Here is an 18331-nt window from a genome sequence, read left to right on the forward strand (position 1 = left end):
GTCCACCGTACCGAGGTGCGATGCACTTTGGGTATTGCTTAAACCATGCCGCGTTGAGGTGAAATGTACTTCTGGTACATGCAAAAGCCCATCCTGCCAAGGCGGGATGGGCTTTTACTGTTTGTGGTGAGGCAAACCGATTAGCTCACCGGCTGGGGCCGCGCGGCCCGGCTGCCGGCCGACGCTTCGGTTTCGGCAGTGGCTTCGGTTTCCGGGGCTACGGCGCCGCGGCCGCCGCGCTGCCGCACGCTCAGGCCGAAACCGAGGGCCATGAGCAGCGTGCCGCTCCAGAGCAGGTTAATAAAGGGCTTTTCCATGGCCTTGAGGATGACATAGTCCTTTTGCGTCGTGCTCACGCCGAAGGTGAACTTGCCGGCCGTAGGGTCGATGGCGTTGAGGGTGAGGCGCACGCCGAGGTCTTCCACCTCGTCGGCCACGCGGCCCACCATGCGGTTGCGCACCACAAACACGGGGTGGGCGTGGTACTGGCGCTTTTCGCCATGCACTATCATGTCGGCCTGCAGGGCGAGGTCGCCTTTTTGCAGGTTGAGGCCGGCGGTTTCGTGGGCCGGCTCAATGGCCCGGAACACAGCGAAGTAGTCGTTGAGGAAAATGGTGTCGCCTACGGCTAGCACGCTTTCCTTGGGCTCGCTCCAGGGCCGCTCCTTGCGCGGGTCGAGCACGGAGCTGACGTGGGTGTAGATGTCGTGGCCCCAGAACTTCTTGATGGCCGGCGAGGCCAGCAGGCCGCCGCCTTCGCCGCCGCCCATCTCGTCGTTTATCTGGGCGCGGGGGTAGAGGGCAAACTGCTCGCCCGACTTCGCATCCTTGTAATTGATGCGGTAGTAGGTGTTTTCGGGCAGAATAGCCACCGTATCACCGGTTTTGTAGTAGGTCTTGCCGCCCACGGCGATGGGGGCGCGGGCCAGGGCCTTGTAGTCGTCGTCGGTGCGGTAGAGGAACTGCTTGTCGACGTAGCCGGGCACGCCGGGCACCTCGTAAAACTGGCCGGTGTAGGTGAGCTGGTAGCCCTGCATGGGCGTGGTCTCGTTGCGGAACAGCAGCACGTTGTCGCGGTTGATGTCCTCGGCAAATTCCCGCGAGTAAACCAGGCCCGACACGTTGCGCGAAATAATATTGGAGTAGCCCGCCGAGGCCAGAATGCCCAGCAGCATAAGCGCAATGCCCAAGTGGGCCACCGCGCCGCCCGAGAGGCGCACCCCGCGGCGTAGCAGGTTGAAGATGGTGCCGAAGTTGGCCAGCACCCCAAACAGGCCCGCAAGCGTGAGCACCACGTAGGCCGGCGAGATGGTCAGGCCATTATAGCGCACCAGCAGCACCGTGAGGGCCGTGCCCAGCAGCGCCAGCAGCGTGGGCGCCGTGAGGGCGTTGACGACGGTTTCCTTGTTGTTGCGCTGCCACCACATAATCTGGGCGATGCCCGAAAGCAGGGCCACCACCACGCCCATCCAGAGCTGGAACTTGGAGTAGTGGGCAATCTGGTCGGCCGGCAGGGCCACGTTGGTTTTGATGCCGATGAAGCCCATAAAGGCGTTATACACCGGAATGCTGGTGGTGTACAGCACCTGGAAAGCGCCGAGGCACAGCACCGTAGCGCCCACAAACACCCACAGTTCGGGGTTGTAGCCGTTCAGCTCTTTCTCGGAAATTGGAATCTCCTTCCAGCGCGAAACCAGCAGCGCCACGGACAGCACCGCAAACACGCCCAGGTAAATCAGCAGCTGCCCGCTCAGGCCCAAATCCGTGAACGAGTGCACCGAGGCATTGCCCAGCACGCCGCTGCGGGTGAGGAAGGTAGCGTAAAGAATGAGTACAAACGTGGCCACCACCAGCGCAAACGAGGTGCGCAGGCCCGTGCGGCGCTTCTGCCACAGCACCAAGCCGTGCAGCGAGGCCACCAGCACCAGCCAGGGAATGTACACGGCGTTTTCGACGGGGTCCCAGTTCCAGTAGCCGCCGAAGTTCAGGGTTTCGTAGGCCCAGTAGGCGCCCATCACCACGCCCACGCCCAGCACGCCGCCGCCGATGAGCGTCCAGGGCAGCGCGGGTTTCACCCAGCTGGTCAGCTCGCGCTTCCAGAGGGCCGCAATGGCGAAGGCGAAGGGCACCAGCGTGAGCGCAAAGCCCAGGAACAGCGTGGGCGGGTGAATCACCATCCAGTAGTTCTGCAGCAGGGCGTTGAGGCCAGTGCCGTCTTTGGGCACGAAGTCGGGGTTCATTTTCCACACCGGCAGGTCGGTGAGGAACTCGCGCAGCAGGATGAAGGGCGAGGAGCCCACCTTCACGCCGCCCAGCACCACTCCCAGAATCATGCTCACCAGAAACAGCTGTACGCCGCTGAACACGGCCATCACCGGGGCTTCCCAGCGGCGGTTAAACTTCATGATGCACAGGCCCAGCACCACCTGCCAGAATATCCAGAGCAGAAACGAGCCCTCCTGACCTTCCCAGAAACAGGAAATCATGTACTGTACCGGCAGGTGATTGGAGCTGTGGCTCCAGGCGTAATAGTACTCATAGCGGTGGGCGTGAATGATGTTGAACAAGCACACAATCACCGAGAGCACCGCCGCGCCGTGCACGAAAAATGCGCCCCGCGCCAGCCGCAGCCAGCTCTGGTCCTCATCGCCCAGCGCCCGGCCCCGCGAAGCTTGGAAATAGCCATACGCCGCCACCAACGCCGCCGCAAAAGCGAGAATCACGCTGAGGTGGCCGATTTGTCCTACTAATAAGTTCATAAGCTAAGAATATCCGGCAAATTTACGGCCGCGCCGCCGGAGCCGGGAGCTTCAATAACAACCGGTCGGTGAAAAAGTCGCCCCGCGGCGGATGAACGGTGATTTCGACGGCAATTTTTTCCAGACCGGCGTCCTGCCACTTGCGCACGGCTACTTCGCTTTGGCGCGGGTTGTCAGGCTGGTTGATGAGCTGCTGGGCCAGCAGCACGCGCCCGGTACCCGGGTCGGTGATGACCACCGACAGGCGGGCCTTGTTGGGGTATTTGCGCAGGGGCAGGGTCACCACGTCGCGGCGGGGTGCGGTGCCGGGCAGGGGCATGGTGGCCGCCGTGCCGAATGCATACCACCACTGGCGCAGGCGGGCGGGTGCGGGGCCAGCGTCGGCGCGGGTGGTCACCACCTGGTAGTCGTAGATGCCGGGGCCGGGTAGCGTGTCGGCCACGGTGTAGGTGGTTTCGGGGCGGCCGTAGGTATCGCGGCGCACGGGCACGTAGTGTACCTCGGTGCTGCGGTACTGGTGAATCTCGCGGCGCATCACCCGGCAGCCGGGCGTGCCGGCCAGCGAGTCGGGCAAGGTCCAGCTCAGCTCCACTATGCGGCTGTCGGTGGGCAGCAGGCGGGTAGGGCTGGGCGGGAAATAGCTCACCGGCATGCCCACAGCCGTCTGGCTCATCTGCAGCCGGAACTGGCAGAAGTCTTTCAAATACCCATCCACATCCAGCAAATAGGGCTGGCCGGCCCGCAGCGAATCCAGCGTTACAAACACGTCATCTTGCGTGCCCAGTGAGGTGCAGCTGAGCACGCGGTAAGTAGCCGGTTGGCACGGCGTGCCCGTGAGCACCACCAACTGCACGCCGCGCACGTCGCGGCATTGCTGCCCGCCGATATTCACAAAGTAGCGCCCCGAGGTTTTGGGCGTGAACTCAAACCACTGGTCGTTGTGGTACTCGATGCACTTGCCGGTCAGACGCTCGTCCACGCAGCTGCGTTGCACGGTGCAGCCCGTAGTGCTGGAGGTGATGGTTTCCTCCAGCCGCAGCACGCGGCGATTTTCGATGTTATCGTTGGGCACCTGGGCTGCTGCCGGAGAAACGGAGGCAGCGAAGAGCAATAGAAGCAGGACTGAAGAAAGGCCGTCATGCAGAGCGCAGCGAAGCATCTCGCGTACCGAAGTAGACCAATCGATTGAATTGCTACTCCAAGCGAGATGCTTCGCTGCGCTCTGCATGACGGCCTTTGCCGTCCCGTTAGTGCTGTGCAACGCCCTTTACTTCACCGAAGCCGTAGCGCCCTCGTTCAAATCCTTCTTCACGTATTTGCTGGGGCACTTCAGCAGAATGTTGTCGGCCATGAATACCTGGCCTTTCATGCAACCGGTGATGACAACCTGCTCGGAAGCGTCGAAATCCTGGGGCTTGGGGTTGTTGTACACCACGCGCTGGGCAATTTGCGTGCTGTCCACCAGCGTGAAGGCGAAGTAGTTGGGGTCCGTCATCGGGTCGTACTCCAAGCCGATGGGCTGCTTCTGGGCATCGCGCGGGAGCTTGCCCACCACGTGCACCTTGGTGGTGTTGCCCTCGGCGGCCCGCTGCCGGGCTTCGCCGAAGCCCACGTACACGCTGGCATCGGCGGTGGTGCTGAGGATGATGGCGGCGGCCACCGCAATGATGGCCATGATGAAAATGTGCGACTTCTTCATAAAACCACGGGTTGTAACGAGTTGCGCGAAGCGGGTTAGCCGAGCCTCGCGGTGCTCGTCGGGGTGTAACAGTGCAAACGGGCAGCGGGTGCCCGGCTACTTCTTTATTTGCTCTTCGAGGCGGCTCACTTTGCGGTCGAGGTTGATGAGGTAGGCCAGCAGGCCCGCCACGATGATGACTACCACGGCCACCACCACGTAGATTTTTCCGTTGGCGCGCAGGCCGTCGGCCATCTCGGGCTCGGTCGTTGCGGCTTGGGCGAAGGCATTGCCGACGTTGAAAAGCAGCGTCAGCAACAGCAGGAACAGGGCCGCCGAGCGCGGTGTGAGCTTAATTTTCATCGTGTTTCAATTTCAGGAAAGCAAAGCGGCTGGTGACCTGGGTGAGCCAGAAGGCAAACAAAATCCAGCCGATAACGGCGGGGTAAAACACCTGCCGCATGGTGTTGTCGAGGTCGTATTGGTTGAAGCCGGGGTTGCCGGTCTGGCCGGGATGCAGCGAGGGGCCGCTCAGGCGCGGCAGCACAAACAGCAGCGGAATGGCCGCCGCAAACGCAAAAATGTTGTAGATGGCCGACACCCGAGCCCGCTGCTGCTCGTCGCGAAACGAGCCACGCAGCACCAGGTAAGCCCCGTAGATGAGCATGGCCACGGCCGCTCCGTTCAGGCGCGGGTCGGGCGTCCACCACGCGCCCCAGGTGAATTTGGCCCACACGCTGCCAGTGGCCAGCCCCAGCAAGCCTAGCACGATGCCCGACTTGGCCGACTCGTGGGCCAGCACGTCCAGCCGCTCCGACGGTTCGCGCAGGTAGCGAATGGAGTACCACACCGACACCAGCAGTACCATAATCATGGAAAACCACATCGGCACGTGGAAAAACAGGTTCCGGATGCTCTCGTTCACGATGGGCAGGCGCGGCACCGTAATCAGGATGCCCACCGCCGAGGCGCCTATCAGCAGCAGCGCCGTAATGGTTTTCCATACCACGCCAGCCGTGCGCTGCTCGATGAGGTATTGCCCACCCCAGACGCCCACCACCGTCATGGCCACGCCTGATACACTTCCGATAATTGCCGCTGTACTCATAATTTATTTATCAATAACGAATTAGCCGCGCCACAAAAAAGGAAACAGCAGGTACGACGTAGCGCCCACTATCATGTTCAGCGCCACCAGCGTGAGCACCGCGCTCTGGCTCACGCTCCAGTCCAGGCCATCCAGCGCATTCTTGCTCACCTTGATGAGCAGCAAAAGCATGGGTACCATAATCGGGAAGCCGAGCACGGCCATAAGCGTGGCGCCATTGCCGCCGGCCTTGGCCGCAATGCCCGATACCAGCGTGAGCGTGGTGGCAAAGCCCACGGCGCCCAGCAGCAGGTTGGCCACAAACAGCCCCGGATTCTGAATAGGATTGCCGAGGAACACCGTGTAGAGAAACAGGCCCAGCAGCGCCACTACCGTCAGCAGCAGGGCGTTGTAGAGCATCTTGGCCAGAATAACGGCCTGGGGCCGCACCAGCGTGTAGTAGTAGAGCCGCTGGCCGGGGCTTTCCTGCATAAAGCCCTTCGCCACCGCGTTGATGGCGGCAAACAGCAGGATGACCCACAGCAGGGCGTTCCAAGCTGGCGGCGGGGGCGTGCCACCCCGCAGACTGAAGCTCAGAAAGCACACAAACACCGTGCTGCCCACGTAGAGCAGCAGCCCGCCCAGCGCCGCGCGCTGCCGCCATTCCAGGCGGAAGTCTTTGGCTAGCAGGGTGGAAATTTCGCGGAGCAAGGGCACGGGCGCAGGTTCGGTTTCGGGCCGCAAAGATACGCCCGCCCCGCCCTGGATTATTCCCCTACCGTCACTTTTGCGCTGGTGCTTCGGCCTTGCTGCGTCACTACCAGCACGTAGAGGCCGGGCGTGAGGCCGGCCAGCGGCACGGTGAGCTGGCCGCTCGCGGGCGTGGCTTCGGCCGCGTACACGGCTTGGCCCAGCAGGTTGCGCAGGCCCAGCCGGGCGGGCGCGCTGGTGGGCAGGCGCAGAGTGAGCGTACCTCTGGCCGGGTTAGGATAAGCGGCCAGTTCCAGGGCCAGGCCAGCCGGGCGGGCGGCCAGCACGGCGCTGGCCCGCATGGGCATGAAATTGAGCAAACCCAGCGCCGGTTGGTCCACCTGATGCACGATGTGGCTTTCGGCCACGGCGGCCGAATTGGTGCCCCAGTCGTTGTTTTGGGCCAGCATGTTGTCGGGCGCGTTCAGGTAAAAGTCGTAAATCTGCCCACCGTTGCCGTTGTTATAGAGCTGGTTGAGGCCCACGTTCAAGCTGTCAGTGCTGCTCACATCTCCAAAGCTCATGGTAGGGCCGGGCGCTGTGGAGGACGAGCGCAGTACCGTCACGCCCCAAAGGTTGCCGCGCAGCACGTTGCGGCTGACCACGCCGGTGAGCGTAGCGCCGCCCTGCAGGTTGATGCCGCTGCCGCCGGTATTGGCGTTGGAATTGATGTTGTTGTTTTCGATAATGTTACGGGTGACGACTGCGCTGATGCCCGAGCCCAGTAGGGCCACGCCGTAGCGGTTGTTGGCAATACGGTTCTGGCGGATGCGTACCGTGGTGGTGCCCGCCGAGCCCAGCAGGTTGGAAACCGACACGCCACCCGCCATATTGTAAAGGCCGCCAATGACCTGGCAACGCTCAACTACGATGGGCGTGGCGCCGCCAATGCCCAGGTTAATTTGCGGGTAGTTGCCGTTTTCGGTGTCGTTGTCGCGGAACACGCAGTTCTGAATCACGGGCGAGGTATTGCGGTTGGCCGGGCTCAGCACGCCGGAGCGGGCATTGCTGTAGATGCGGCAGTTGAGTATGCGCGGCGCCCCGCCCGACGGGCTGATGGCCCCGCTGTTGGTGTTGGTGGTGCCGATGCGCGACACCTGGTAGCGCACCACGCAGCTATCGAGCAGCAGGTCGTTGTCCAGAATCCGAATGCCGCCGCCGTATTCCACAATGGTTTTGCGCAGCCGCGAGCCCTGGCTAGTGGCCGAAAACGTGAGCCCACTAAACGGCGCCGTATTGGCCTGGGCCGTGATTTTGACCGAGTCACGTGGGTTTACCAGCAGCACGCCGTCCACCGTCACCAGTGCCGATGCCGCTAGGCGCAGCGTGGTGTTAGCGCTAATGGTTAGCGTATCGGTGGGGCTGAGGCGCAGGTTGCCGTTCACCGCATAGGTGCCCGGGCTGGTGAGCACCACGTTGGAGCCGGTGGCGGCGGCCAACTGAGCCAGCGTCCAGCGCACGCCGGTGCCGGGCGTTTGGAATTGCGCAAAAGCCCGGGGGGCGGCCAGCGTGAGCAGGGCAAGCAGTAGCAGCTTTTTCATAGCGGAAAGAAATGGGTTGGCGATGCGCAAATAAACGGAAAGTCCAGATTATCGGCCTGATGCACAAAACAAAAACGCTCCTGGCCAGGAAGCCGGGAGCGTTTCAGAAGAGTCGTTAATTAGCTGCTTTAATTACTTATTCACCGCTAGAAATCGTAGCCCAGCGTGAAGTAGAATTTCGGGCCTTTGGTCACGTAGTCTTCCTGGCCCCAGGCCACGTCCATTTTGCCATAGAAGCCGAGCAGCGTGGTGCGGGCGCCCACGCCGTAGCCAATGAGCATGGGGTTGCGGAAGTTGACCACCGTGGCCGAGAAGTAGTTGCCCTGCGGGCTCACGTTCACGGTGTTGGCCGAGTTGTCTACGCCGAACGGGTTAGTGCCGGAGTAGGCCGTGCCCGCATCGGCAAAGCCAGTGAGCTGCAGGTTGCGGAAGAAGCCCGAGTAGATGGGGCGGCGTGCGAAATACTGCACAATGGGGATGCGCAGCTCGCTGTTGAACAGCACGTAGCGCGGGCCGCTGCGGGCGCTGTAGTTGAAGCCGCGCAGGTTGGTCACGAAATCCTGGTTGAGCACCTGGTCGGGGGCCGAGTAGTTGGGCAGGAACCGGGCTTCGGTGTAGTCGGCGTTAATCAGCCAATTGTCCATGCCGCCGATGCGGAATACCTGGTCCCGCGGTCCAAAGAACTGCCCGTAGCTGGCCCGGTTGGCCCAGATGATGGAGCGGCTGATTTTCTGGTAATGCCGCAAATCAATCACAAACTTGCTGAAGCTGAGACTCTTGTCGCCCAAGCTGTTCAGGCTCAGCAGGCTGGCTTTCAGGCGGGTGCCCACCACCATATTCACGCCGGTATTGATGCTGTTGTCGAATACGACTTCGCCGTTGTAGCCGATGTAGTTGGTGGACTGGTCGTTTTCGGTCGATACATCGCCCAACTGCGTGCTCGAGATGTTCACGAAGCGGGGGCCGCCGCGCACGCTCAGGTTGTGCGTGAGCGGGTAGGCGATGGTGGGGGCTACTTCGTGGCGGCCGTAGCGGTAGTTATAGGAGCCAATGCCGAAGAAATAAGCCTGCTTCTGGTAGGCCACGCCCCAGTCGTAGCGCTTGGTCAGGTTGGTGTAGCCCACCCGAATGTTGCTGGTGCGCAGGTCGAACAAACCAAAGATGCTGGCATCGATGCGCTGGTTTTCCAGCACGTCGGTCAGCGATGCCTTGAACTGCAGACCCAGGCCCAGCAGCGGGTCCATATACAGCGCCGTCGATACGTTGTCGGCCATGAAGCGGGTGTCGTACTTAAACGGCCCGCTCAAGGGCGTGTCGAGTTGGGCTTGCGCCACCGCCGCTGCCGCCGTTGAGGCAGCAGTAGGCGTCAGGCGCCGCCGTTTGACGGCTGCGGCCTGGGCCGGCTCGTCTTCTTCAAACTGGTAGTCGCTGGTATTCACCTGGCTGGTCGACTTCGTTTTGGCTGGCGCGTTAGCCGGCGCGGTGGCCGAGTCGGACGCGGTGGCCGCGACAGGAGTAGGCGCCGGCGCCGGGGCGGGCTTGGGCGGGGCCACCGTGCGCGGCGGAGCCGACCGGTCTTCCAGAGTCTGTTGGCGGGCCGTTTTGGTGAGGGCCAGGGCCGTAGCGGGCAGCGGGTATTCGGGGTAGAGATAGAGAATGTCGCGCGACTGCGTAGGCGCTACAAACACCAGCGCTTTTGTGATGGCGCTGTAGTCAAAATCCTGCGTGTTGGGCAGCCAGTTGGTGAGAATGCCGCGCTGCTTGGTGCTGAGCGAGTAGCGGTAGATGGCCCGCACGCCACTTTCCTCGCCCAGATACAGAATCTCGTCGTTTGAAATAGCGCGGGGCCGCGTCTCGTTCGAAATCGTGCTCACCAGCGTTTCCACTGGGATTTCTCGGCCGTCGAGGTGGTATTCAAACAGGTCGTAGTTGTTCACCACGTTCTGGAAGGCGGCCGGCCGGGCCCGCCCGGCCGAGTCCAAATAGCGGTTCGAGCTAAACACGATGCCCTGGCCGTTGGGCAGGAACACCGGCTGCACGTCGTCGAACAAGTCGTTGGTGAGCTGCTCGGCCTGGCGGCTGCCGGCACGTAAGAGGTAGATGTCGTTCTGCCCGTTGCGCACGGCACTAAAGGCCAAGGCCTTGCCATCGGGCGAATAGCTCATGCTCAGAATCTGGTCGTAGGGCTCGAACAGCGACGCGGGCCGCGAGAAGCGAATGGCTTCGGTCACGCGGCGCACCAGGCCGCGGCCATCGGCGTCGCGCAGGCGCAGGGTCATTTTGCCCCGGCTCATTTCGGCCACCGCCACCTGCGAGTTGCCGCGCCAGGCCAGCACCGGCAGACGGGTTTCAATCTGCTGGTCGGGGGTTTTGTAGCCGCCGCGGCTCAGGGTGCGGCGGTGCGAGCCGTCGCGGTTCATCACCATCACGCGGTAGCGGCCCTGCTCGTTCTGGGCATAAGCCACCAGCTGGCCGTTGGGGCTCACGATGGGCTGCGAGAATACATCGGCGTGGCGGTTGCGGCCGCCCAGCCGGAACTTCTTGTCGGGCTCCACCAATGTAGCAACCTGGGCGCCGTTCTGGTCGCGGTAGTACGTCAGCCAGTCCTTCAAAAACACCTTAAACGGCACGTTCAGCGAAGAACTGATGCCCACCTCAATGTCGCGCGTAATGCGCGTGAGGTTCAGAATGTTCTGGATGGTGGTGTAGCCGTAGCGCTCGGCCACATAGTTCCAGATGCTCTGGCCGGCCAGCGTGGAGTTGCGCAGGAAAAACGGCGCCGTGCGGTTGCCGGTGGGGTACTGCTTGGTCATGTCGCGCATGTAGCCGTCCATGTCCACGCTCCAGCCCTCGGCCGCGTAGGCCGACGCGCCCCCGATAAACCAGTCGGGCAGCTGCAGCAGGTAGCTGCTTTGCAGCACCTCCTTGAGGGAGCCGCCGTACATCATATCATTGAGCAGCACCTGGGTTATCTGGGTGCTCAGCTCGCGCTTGAAGTCGGTTTCCTGGCCTTGAAAAGCAATTTGCACCTTGCTCATGCGGGCCAACGGGGTTTCGCCGCCGTTGATTTGCTGCAGGGTAGCGGTGAGGCCAATGTTGCTCTGCCGCAGGTCGCCCACCGAGTTATAGAACAGCAGCGTGGTCTTCGAGTAGGGGTAGTAGCCGATGAGCGCCGTGATGCGCTGCAGCTCCTTTTCGGCGTACTCGGCGGCGCGGCGGGCGCTGGCCTCGCCGCCTTCGTAGTACATCACGTTGAAGTTCTGGGTGCTGAGCTGCTGCCAGTTGAAGGGCTTGTACTGGATGCGCACTCGCCCAAACGGCTCCTGCGCCGTCTGGGCCCGGGCCGCGGGGGAGTAGAGGAGGGGCAGCAGCAGCGCCAGAACGCCCAGCGTGCGCTTGGTGGATAATGGAATGGTCATAGCAAAGGCAACGAGCAAGGGCGGGTTTTAGTCCGCGGTAACGCTTAGAAGTTCGCGGAGCCGGCGAAAGGTTCCGCCCGACGGGCTGGACGGTTGGGTCCGTTGAAGTAAAGGCATTTAGCGCGAAATTGTTCCCATCCGCCGCCCCGAATGTCGGCATCTTTCGCCCGGCCCCCAATACTACTCAAATTACGCCAACCGGCCGCAGGGCGTTGTAGCGCTGCAGGCTGGCATCGGGCCATATTTCGGCTCCGCTTTCCAGCCAATCGGCCAGCAGCGTGGCCAAGCGCGGGGCCAGCATCACGCCCTTCGAGCCGTAGCCGCCGCAGAAGCTTAACGAAGGCACCGTGGGGTGCGGCCCCAGCAGCGGCCGGCGGTCGCGCACGGCGGGCCGCACGCCCGCCCGCTGCCCCGCCACCACAAACGGCAGGTCGGTGACGACGGTGAGGCGGGCCGCTAGCTCCTCGCGGGCCACGGCCGTGATGCCCTCGGCAAACGGCGGCCAGCGGTAGGTGGCCCCCACGCGAAAGCGCCCCGCGCCCATGGGCACCACGTAGGCACCCCGGTTGAGCACCTGCGCCTCGTCCAGCCCGGCGCATTCCACGTCCAGCACCTCGCCCTGGTTGGGCGTAAGGGGCAGCCAGCTGAAATGCGGGTTGCGCACCGCCGCCGCGCCTTCGCAGCAAATGACGTGGCGGGCGCGCACCCGGCCGGCGTAGGTGGCGCCGTCGACGTCGGTTTCTACTTTATTCCAATCGAAGGCTTCGGCCCGCAGCCAGCCGTCGCGGGTGCCTTCGGCGGCAAGGGCAGCCAGCAGCTCGCGCACGGCCACGTGGCCCCCGCCGCGCAGCCAGGCCCCGCCAAAGGGCGCGTGCACGCCGGGCAGGCCAGGGTCGGTGGTAGTGAGTTCGGCCACGAAGCCGTCCCAGGGTTGGTCGGCGCTGCGGGCCAGCACGGCGTTCTGCTCCTCCACGGAGCCGAAGAGCTTGAAAATCGGGGTTGCGTGGAAAAAGCGTTGGTTGTAGCGCTGCTCCAGCTCGCGGTAGAAGGCGCCGGCAAAGGGCAGCAGCTCGGCTGCGCGCCACGTGAGGGCGAAGCGCTTGCCGGCCACCGGGTTCATCAGCCCCGCCGCCACGTTGGAGGCCGAGTTGGCTTGGCCGGGGTCGAATACGAGCACGCGGTGGCCCCGCTCGCGCAGCACATACGCCAGCGTAGCGCCCGCAATGCCGTGGCCCACTACCAGAAAATCATAGTCCGTCATGGCCGGCAAGGTAAGGATGCGGGGCCTAATGCAAAATTGAGCGAATCGTCTTCTGTCATCCTGAGCGCACCGAAGGACCTTATTACAGTTGCTCTATGCAAGTCGTTCTGACGTAATAAGCTCCTTCGGTGCGCTCAGGATGACAGAAGACGTTCCTTCCAATTTCTCATTCCGCGCAGCGCCGTACCTTTCCGCACTGCTTATAATCTCCTCCTTTATATGACCGTTGCCGGCTTTGCCTTCAATCCATTCTCCGAAAACACCTACCTGCTGATTGACGACGCCACCCGGCAGTGCGCCATCGTGGATGCCGGCTGCTACACCGCTGCCGAGCAGCAGGCGCTACGCAGCTACATCGAAACCAACCAGTTGCAGGTAGTGCTGTTGCTCAACACCCACTCCCACATCGACCACGTCCTCGGCGCCCAGTTCGTGCTCGATACCTGGCCCGGCACGCCGTTTCTGGTGCACCGCCTCGATGTGCCCACCCTGCGCGCCGTGTCGACTTACGCCGCCAACTACGGCTTCCCGCAGTACCGGCCGGCCGAACCCACCGGCGAGCTGGTAGCTGGCCAGCCCGTGCGCTTCGGCGAAACCGAGCTGGAAGTGCGTTTCGCGCCGGGCCACGCGCCGGGCCATGTGGTGTTCTACCACGCGCCCACGGCCACCCTCATGGCCGGCGATGTGCTGTTTCAGCACAGCATCGGGCGCACCGACCTGCCGGGCGGCAACCACGCCGAGCTGCTCCACAGCATCGAAACCGAGCTCCTGACCCTGCCCGACGACACGGTGGTGTACCCCGGCCACGGCCCCGCCACCACCATCGGCGAGGAGCGCCGCCACAACCCGTTTCTCATTTAACAATTAACATTTATCATTTAACAGACCATCGGCCCCGAACCTGCGTTGGCTGATTGCTGCTAAATGAGCTTGTTGGAAAGTCGAGAATTGTTAAATGTTAATTGAATAACTGTTAAATGAAAAGACACCTGCCCAACGCCATTACCTGCCTCAACCTGCTGTGCGGCTGTCTGGCGCTTACCTATATTTTCGCCGGTCAGCTGGAAACGGGGGCTTGGTTTGTAGCCGCCGCCGCCGCCGCCGACTTTGCCGACGGGCTGGTGGCCCGGGCCCTGCGTGTGTCGTCGGCTATTGGCAAAGACCTAGACTCATTGGCTGACATGGTGTCGTTTGGCGTGGTGCCGGGCGCTATTCTTTTCCATCTGCTCTACAAATCCATGATTTCGCCCGAGCCAGGCCTCCACAACCTGGTAGGTTGGGCCGGATATGTGCCTTACGTGGGCTTTCTGGTCACCATCTTCTCGGCCTTGCGGCTGGCCAAGTTTAACAACGACACCCGCCAGACCAATTCCTTCATTGGCCTGCCCACCCCGGCGTGCACGCTGGTGGTGGCCTCGCTGCCGCTCATCCTGGCCCACGACCAATTCGGGCTGCGCAGCGTGGTGCTGAATCCGTTGGTGCTTGTGGGCATGGCCGTGCTGCTTTCGGGCCTGCTGGTGGCCGAGCTGCCGTTGTTTGCCCTCAAGTTCAAGACCCTGCGCTGGGGCGATAACCGGCGCCGGTTCATCTTTTTATTGCTGACGGCAGGATTATTGCTGATGCTGGGCGCGGCAGCCGTGCCGCTGGTGGTGCTGCTCTATGTGCTATTGTCGGTGCCGAAGTCGGCGGCCCGTAGCGGGGCGTAGCGCCAAGGGCAATAAATAGACTATTTGATTGTTATGATAGCACTGGCGGGTGAACCGGAAGCCCGGCCGTGCTGTTGCCGGGCGAGGGTTCGGTCGGCCATCAAAAGGTACTAGTGTTTTAACAGAGCGTATATGCGTCTTTTTCTTCTCTTTGTTGCAGTTGCGGGGTTGATGACAGGAGCGGCGGCCCCGGCGCGCGCCCAGTCAGGCGCACTCACCACCACCCACGGCACCATTAGCTGGAGCGGCTATGCCGAAGTGCCAAGCCGCAGCGTGCGCAAGCAGAAGGTGCCCACCTTCAGCGAAGCCAATATGGGCCTGGACGAGCAGGTGGGCTGGTACACGCTGCGCCTGACGGGCGGGGCCGTGAGCCAGGGCGAGCTGCTGAACCTGGTGTACGAGCCCTTTTCGGCCGCCGACGCCAAGCTGTTCGACGTGAGCAAGCTGCCCGCTGGCCCCGACCCGCGCCTGTCTTCCGGCACCGAAATGAAGCTCGTGGTGACGCGCTTGAGCTTGCGCCCCGCCCGCCGCAACCCCCAAACCGGCCAGCCCGAGCGCCTGGTGTCGTTCGACTACCAGTATGCGGTGGATAGCAAAAGCAGCGCGGCCAACCGCAGCACCGGTTTTCATACCTATGCCAGCCATTCGGTGCTGCAAACCGGCGATTGGTACAAAATAGGCGTGCCCGAAAGCGGCATCTACAAGCTCGACAAAGCCATGCTGGCCGACATGGGCCTGGACACGCAGACGCTCAACACCAACAACCTGCACCTCTACGGCAACTCGATGGGGATTTTGCCCCAAGCCAGCGCCGTGCGGCGCCCCGACGACCTGGCAGAAAATAGAATCATGCTCGTCAACGACAACGGAAACGGCAGGCTCGACGATGGGGAGTTTTTTCTATTTTACTCGCCGGGTCCGCACACCTGGCAGGCGCAGGACGGTGTGTTTCGGCACCGCAACAACATCTATACCGACACCACCTACTACTTCGTGAAGGTGGACAATACACCCGGCCAGCGCGTGGCCCCGGCCACTCCGCCGGCGGCCGGCGCTACGCCCGCCAGCATCACCACGTTCATGCACCGCGACTTTCACGAGCGCGACATGGCCAACCTGCTGCGTTCGGGGCGCACCTGGGTAGGCGAGGGCTTCCGGCCCGGCGGCCTGACCCAAACATTTGCCTTCAACGCGCCGGATTTGGTGGCCAATGTGCCTGTGAAAGTCGTCAGCTCGCTGGTGGCCAGCAGCAACGTGGTACCCAGCTCTTTCCAGCTGACGCTGAACAACGCAGCCCTGGGCACACAGCCGATTCGGGAATTGGAGACGCAGGCGTTCACGCCCATTGCCAACAAGGCCACCACCACCTGGTCGCTGGCCCTGCCAAGCCCCGGCAACGAGCTGCGGGTAGGCCTCACATTCAGCAGCGGCGACGGCGGCGCCAGCGGCTACCTCGACTACTTCGAAATCAATGCCCTGCGCCAGCTGCGCCTCGTGACCAGCGACGCGCAGCTGGAATTCCGCTCATTGAGCAACCTCGGGCTTGGCAACCTCAACCAGTACACGCTGGCCAACAGCACCGGGGCGGTGGTGTGGGACGTGACCAACCCGCGCCGGCCGGCTTCTTACGCCCTGAGTAATGGCAGCTTTGTGGCGCCGGCCGATACGCTGCGCGAGTACGTGGCCTTCCTGCCCAACGGCAACCTGACCAAGAAGCCCCGCAACTTCCGCCGCGTGCCCAACCAGGACCTGCACGCCATCGCGTCGGCCGATTTGATTATCGTGACCTACCCGATATTTCTGAACGAGGCCCAGCGCCTGGCCAACCACCGCCGCACCCACGACGGCCTGCAGGCGGTGGTGGTGACCACGCCCCAGATTTACAACGAGTACGGCTCGGGCGGGCAGGACGTGACGGCCATCCGCGATTTTGTGAAGCAGCTCTACGACCGGTCGCCGGCCGGCAAGCAGATGGAGTTGCTGCTGTTCGGCGATGCGTCGTACGACTACAAGTCGGACCCCAGCAACGACAAAGCGTTTGAGCCCGATTGGTGGAAAAACGGGGCTCGCGTACCGTTCCGTAGCAGCGCCGATTACGATAACTTCAACCAGAATTACGTCCCTACCTACGAGTCGCGGGAGTCGTTTGCGCCCTTCTACGGCGGGGTGAGCTACGCTTCGGACGACTACTACGCCCTGCTCGACGATGACGAGGGCGAATGGTTTGAAGGCAATAGCAGCGAGCTGCTGGACCTGGGTGTGGGCCGCCTGCCGGTGCGCCTTCCCCAGGGCACATCAGCCGATGTGACCCTGCAGGCCCGGCAAGTAGTCGACAAGATTATTTCCTACGACTCGCCGCAGTCGTACGGCAAGTGGCGCAACCGCATCACGCTGGTGTCGGACGATGGCGAAGGCGACCTGTTTGTGGGGGGCGGCTCAGAAATCGTGGCCAACAGCCTGAAGGCGGACTACCCGGTCTACAACGTGCACAAGGTCTACCTCGACCTCTACCCGCAGGTGGCCCTCTCGGCCGGCCAACGCTCGCCCGATGCCGAGCGGGCCATCGACCAGTCGGTTGAGCAGGGCTCGCTGATTGTGAACTACCTGGGCCACGGCGGCCCCAAGGGCTGGGCCGACGAGCAGATTCTGACTAACGCCTCGGTGCTAGCCCTGCGCAACCCCAACAACTTCACGTTCTTCACCACGGGCACCTGCGATTTCAGCTATTTCGACAACCCCGACTTCACCTCGGCCGGCGAGCAGGCCCTGACCGATAACGTCACGGGCGGCGCCATTGGCCTGTTCACCACCACCCGCGTGGTCGACGCCGGCCAGAACGCCGGCCTGAACCAGGCCTACTTCAACCGCGTGCTGCAGCCCGTCAACGGCAAGGTGCCCAGCATTGGCACCATCGTGATGAGGAGCAAGAACGACTACCACGGCGCGGGCCCGGCCTACGACCTCAACAGCCGCAACTACACCCTGCTAGCCGACCCCAGCATGACGCTGGCCTATCCCCAGCAAACGGTGGTGATAGATAATATCGAGCGGAACGTTAGAGGCCAGTGGCAGCCGGCCGATACTATGCAGGCGCTGGCCCGTGTGCGGTTGCACGGCAAAGTGCTGAACAACAACGCGCTGAATACGGCATTCACGGGCCGGGCGCAAGTGACGATTTACGACAAACCCACCACGGTGATGACCCTCGGCGACGAGCAGGGCACGTATGCGGCCGATGCACCGCGGCCGGTGGTGATTCAGGAAAGCGTGATTTACAGCGGCCAGGCCAACGTGACGAACGGCGAGTTCAACCTCTCGTTTGTGGTGCCCAAAGACATCAACTACAACGTGGGCCTGGGCAAAGTGAGTCTCTATGCTTCCGACGCCACCCGCCGCATAGATGCCCACGGCTACCAGCTGAAGCGTGTGGGTGGTGCCGATAGCACCGCGGTGCTCGATACCACCCCGCCCGAAATCAAGCTGTATATGGACAGCGAGTCGTTTGCCTTCGGCGGCCTCACGGGCCCCAACACCACGCTGCTGGCTTTTTTGAGCGACTCAAGTGGCATTAACACCACCGGTTCCGGCATTGGCCACGACATCACGGCCACCGTCGACAACGATGTGAGCCGGCAGTTGGTGCTAAACGACAGCTACGTGTCCAACGTGGGCGATTTCCGCTCGGGCAAGGTCAATAACCTGTTCAAAGGGCTGGCCACCGGTCCGCACTCGTTGCGCCTCAAGGCCTGGGATACCTACAACAACTCGGCCGAGAAGGAAATTGAGTTTGTGGTAGCCACCAACGAGAAGTTGGCCCTCGACCACGTGCTGAACTACCCCAATCCGTTTGCCAACGCTACTACGTTCTTATTCGACCACAACCAAGCTGGGGGCGAGTCGGGCATGCTGGACGTGCAGGTGCAGATTTTCACGGTGGCGGGCCGGTTGGTGCGCACGCTCACGGCCTCGGTGCCGAGCACGGAATCGCACCAGAGCAGCATTACCTGGAACGGCCGCGACGAGTTCAATGACCAACTGGCCCGCGGCGTATACGTTTACCGCCTCAGCGTGCGTTCGGCCACCAACGGCACGGCTTCGAAGTACGAAAAACTCGTCATCCTCAATTAATC

12 protein-coding genes are annotated in these 18331 nt (G+C 62.6%); 3 read left to right on the forward strand and 9 right to left on the reverse strand.

The annotated features are described in order from the left end of the window. Positions 1-140: 140 nt before the first annotated feature. From ccsA (Q5H92_RS24820) to Q5H92_RS24860, 9 genes are all read right to left on the reverse strand, one after another. Positions 141-2759 (reverse strand): cytochrome c biogenesis protein CcsA, encoded by a 2619-nt coding sequence (gene ccsA, locus Q5H92_RS24820; protein WP_305014276.1) that lies wholly within the window; start codon positions 2757-2759, stop codon positions 141-143. Positions 2760-2781: 22 nt separating this feature from the next. Beyond that, positions 2782-3870 (reverse strand): hypothetical protein, encoded by a 1089-nt coding sequence (locus tag Q5H92_RS24825; RefSeq protein ID WP_305014277.1) that lies wholly within the window; start codon positions 3868-3870, stop codon positions 2782-2784. Between the two features lie 156 nt (positions 3871-4026). Further along, entirely contained in the window at positions 4027-4458 is a 432-nt protein-coding gene (locus tag Q5H92_RS24830) for a cytochrome c maturation protein CcmE domain-containing protein (protein ID WP_305014278.1), read from the reverse strand. A gap of 96 nt (positions 4459-4554) precedes the next feature. Beyond that, positions 4555-4800 carry a CcmD family protein gene (locus Q5H92_RS24835; protein ID WP_305014279.1) on the reverse strand — a complete coding sequence of 82 codons (246 nt, stop codon included), beginning with the start codon at positions 4798-4800 and terminating at the stop codon, positions 4555-4557. After that, positions 4790-5545 (reverse strand): cytochrome c biogenesis protein CcsA, encoded by a 756-nt coding sequence (gene ccsA, locus Q5H92_RS24840; protein ID WP_305014280.1) that lies wholly within the window; start codon positions 5543-5545, stop codon positions 4790-4792. Before ccsA (Q5H92_RS24840) ends, Q5H92_RS24835 begins: the two co-directional genes overlap by 11 nt. Before the next feature lie 21 nt (positions 5546-5566). Next, on the reverse strand, positions 5567-6235 hold the full coding sequence (locus Q5H92_RS24845) for a heme exporter protein CcmB (RefSeq protein ID WP_305014350.1): 669 nt from the start codon (positions 6233-6235) through the stop codon (positions 5567-5569). Between the two features lie 56 nt (positions 6236-6291). Then, the gene (locus Q5H92_RS24850) at positions 6292-7815 is read right to left on the reverse strand and encodes a T9SS type A sorting domain-containing protein (RefSeq protein ID WP_305014281.1); all 1524 of its coding nucleotides are present in this window, start codon (positions 7813-7815) and stop codon (positions 6292-6294) included. Between the two features lie 146 nt (positions 7816-7961). Then, the gene (locus Q5H92_RS24855; protein WP_305014282.1) at positions 7962-11234 is read right to left on the reverse strand and encodes a hypothetical protein; all 3273 of its coding nucleotides are present in this window, start codon (positions 11232-11234) and stop codon (positions 7962-7964) included. Positions 11235-11418: 184 nt separating this feature from the next. After that, positions 11419-12495: an NAD(P)/FAD-dependent oxidoreductase gene (locus tag Q5H92_RS24860; RefSeq protein ID WP_305014283.1), complete on the reverse strand. Its 1077-nt coding sequence runs from the start codon at positions 12493-12495 to the stop codon at positions 11419-11421. Between the two features lie 219 nt (positions 12496-12714). On the opposite strand from Q5H92_RS24860, the gene Q5H92_RS24865 reads away from it, so the two are divergent. The 3 genes from Q5H92_RS24865 (at position 12715) to porU (ending at position 18329) form a co-directional block, all read left to right on the forward strand. Continuing rightward, complete coding sequence (locus Q5H92_RS24865) at positions 12715-13356, forward strand: MBL fold metallo-hydrolase (protein WP_305014284.1); 642 nt, start codon at positions 12715-12717, stop codon at positions 13354-13356. A gap of 116 nt (positions 13357-13472) precedes the next feature. Next, a complete protein-coding gene (locus Q5H92_RS24870; RefSeq protein WP_305014285.1) occupies positions 13473-14201 on the forward strand; it encodes a CDP-alcohol phosphatidyltransferase family protein in 729 nt (242 codons plus the stop codon). 132 nt (positions 14202-14333) lie between these two features. Then, positions 14334-18329: a type IX secretion system sortase PorU gene (gene porU / locus Q5H92_RS24875; RefSeq protein WP_305014286.1), complete on the forward strand. Its 3996-nt coding sequence runs from the start codon at positions 14334-14336 to the stop codon at positions 18327-18329. The last annotated feature ends 2 nt before the right edge of the window (positions 18330-18331 follow it).

Origin of the sequence: Hymenobacter mellowenesis, from assembly GCF_030581005.1 — a bacterium.
GTDB classification, from domain to species: Bacteria; Bacteroidota; Bacteroidia; order Cytophagales; family Hymenobacteraceae; genus Hymenobacter; species Hymenobacter mellowenesis.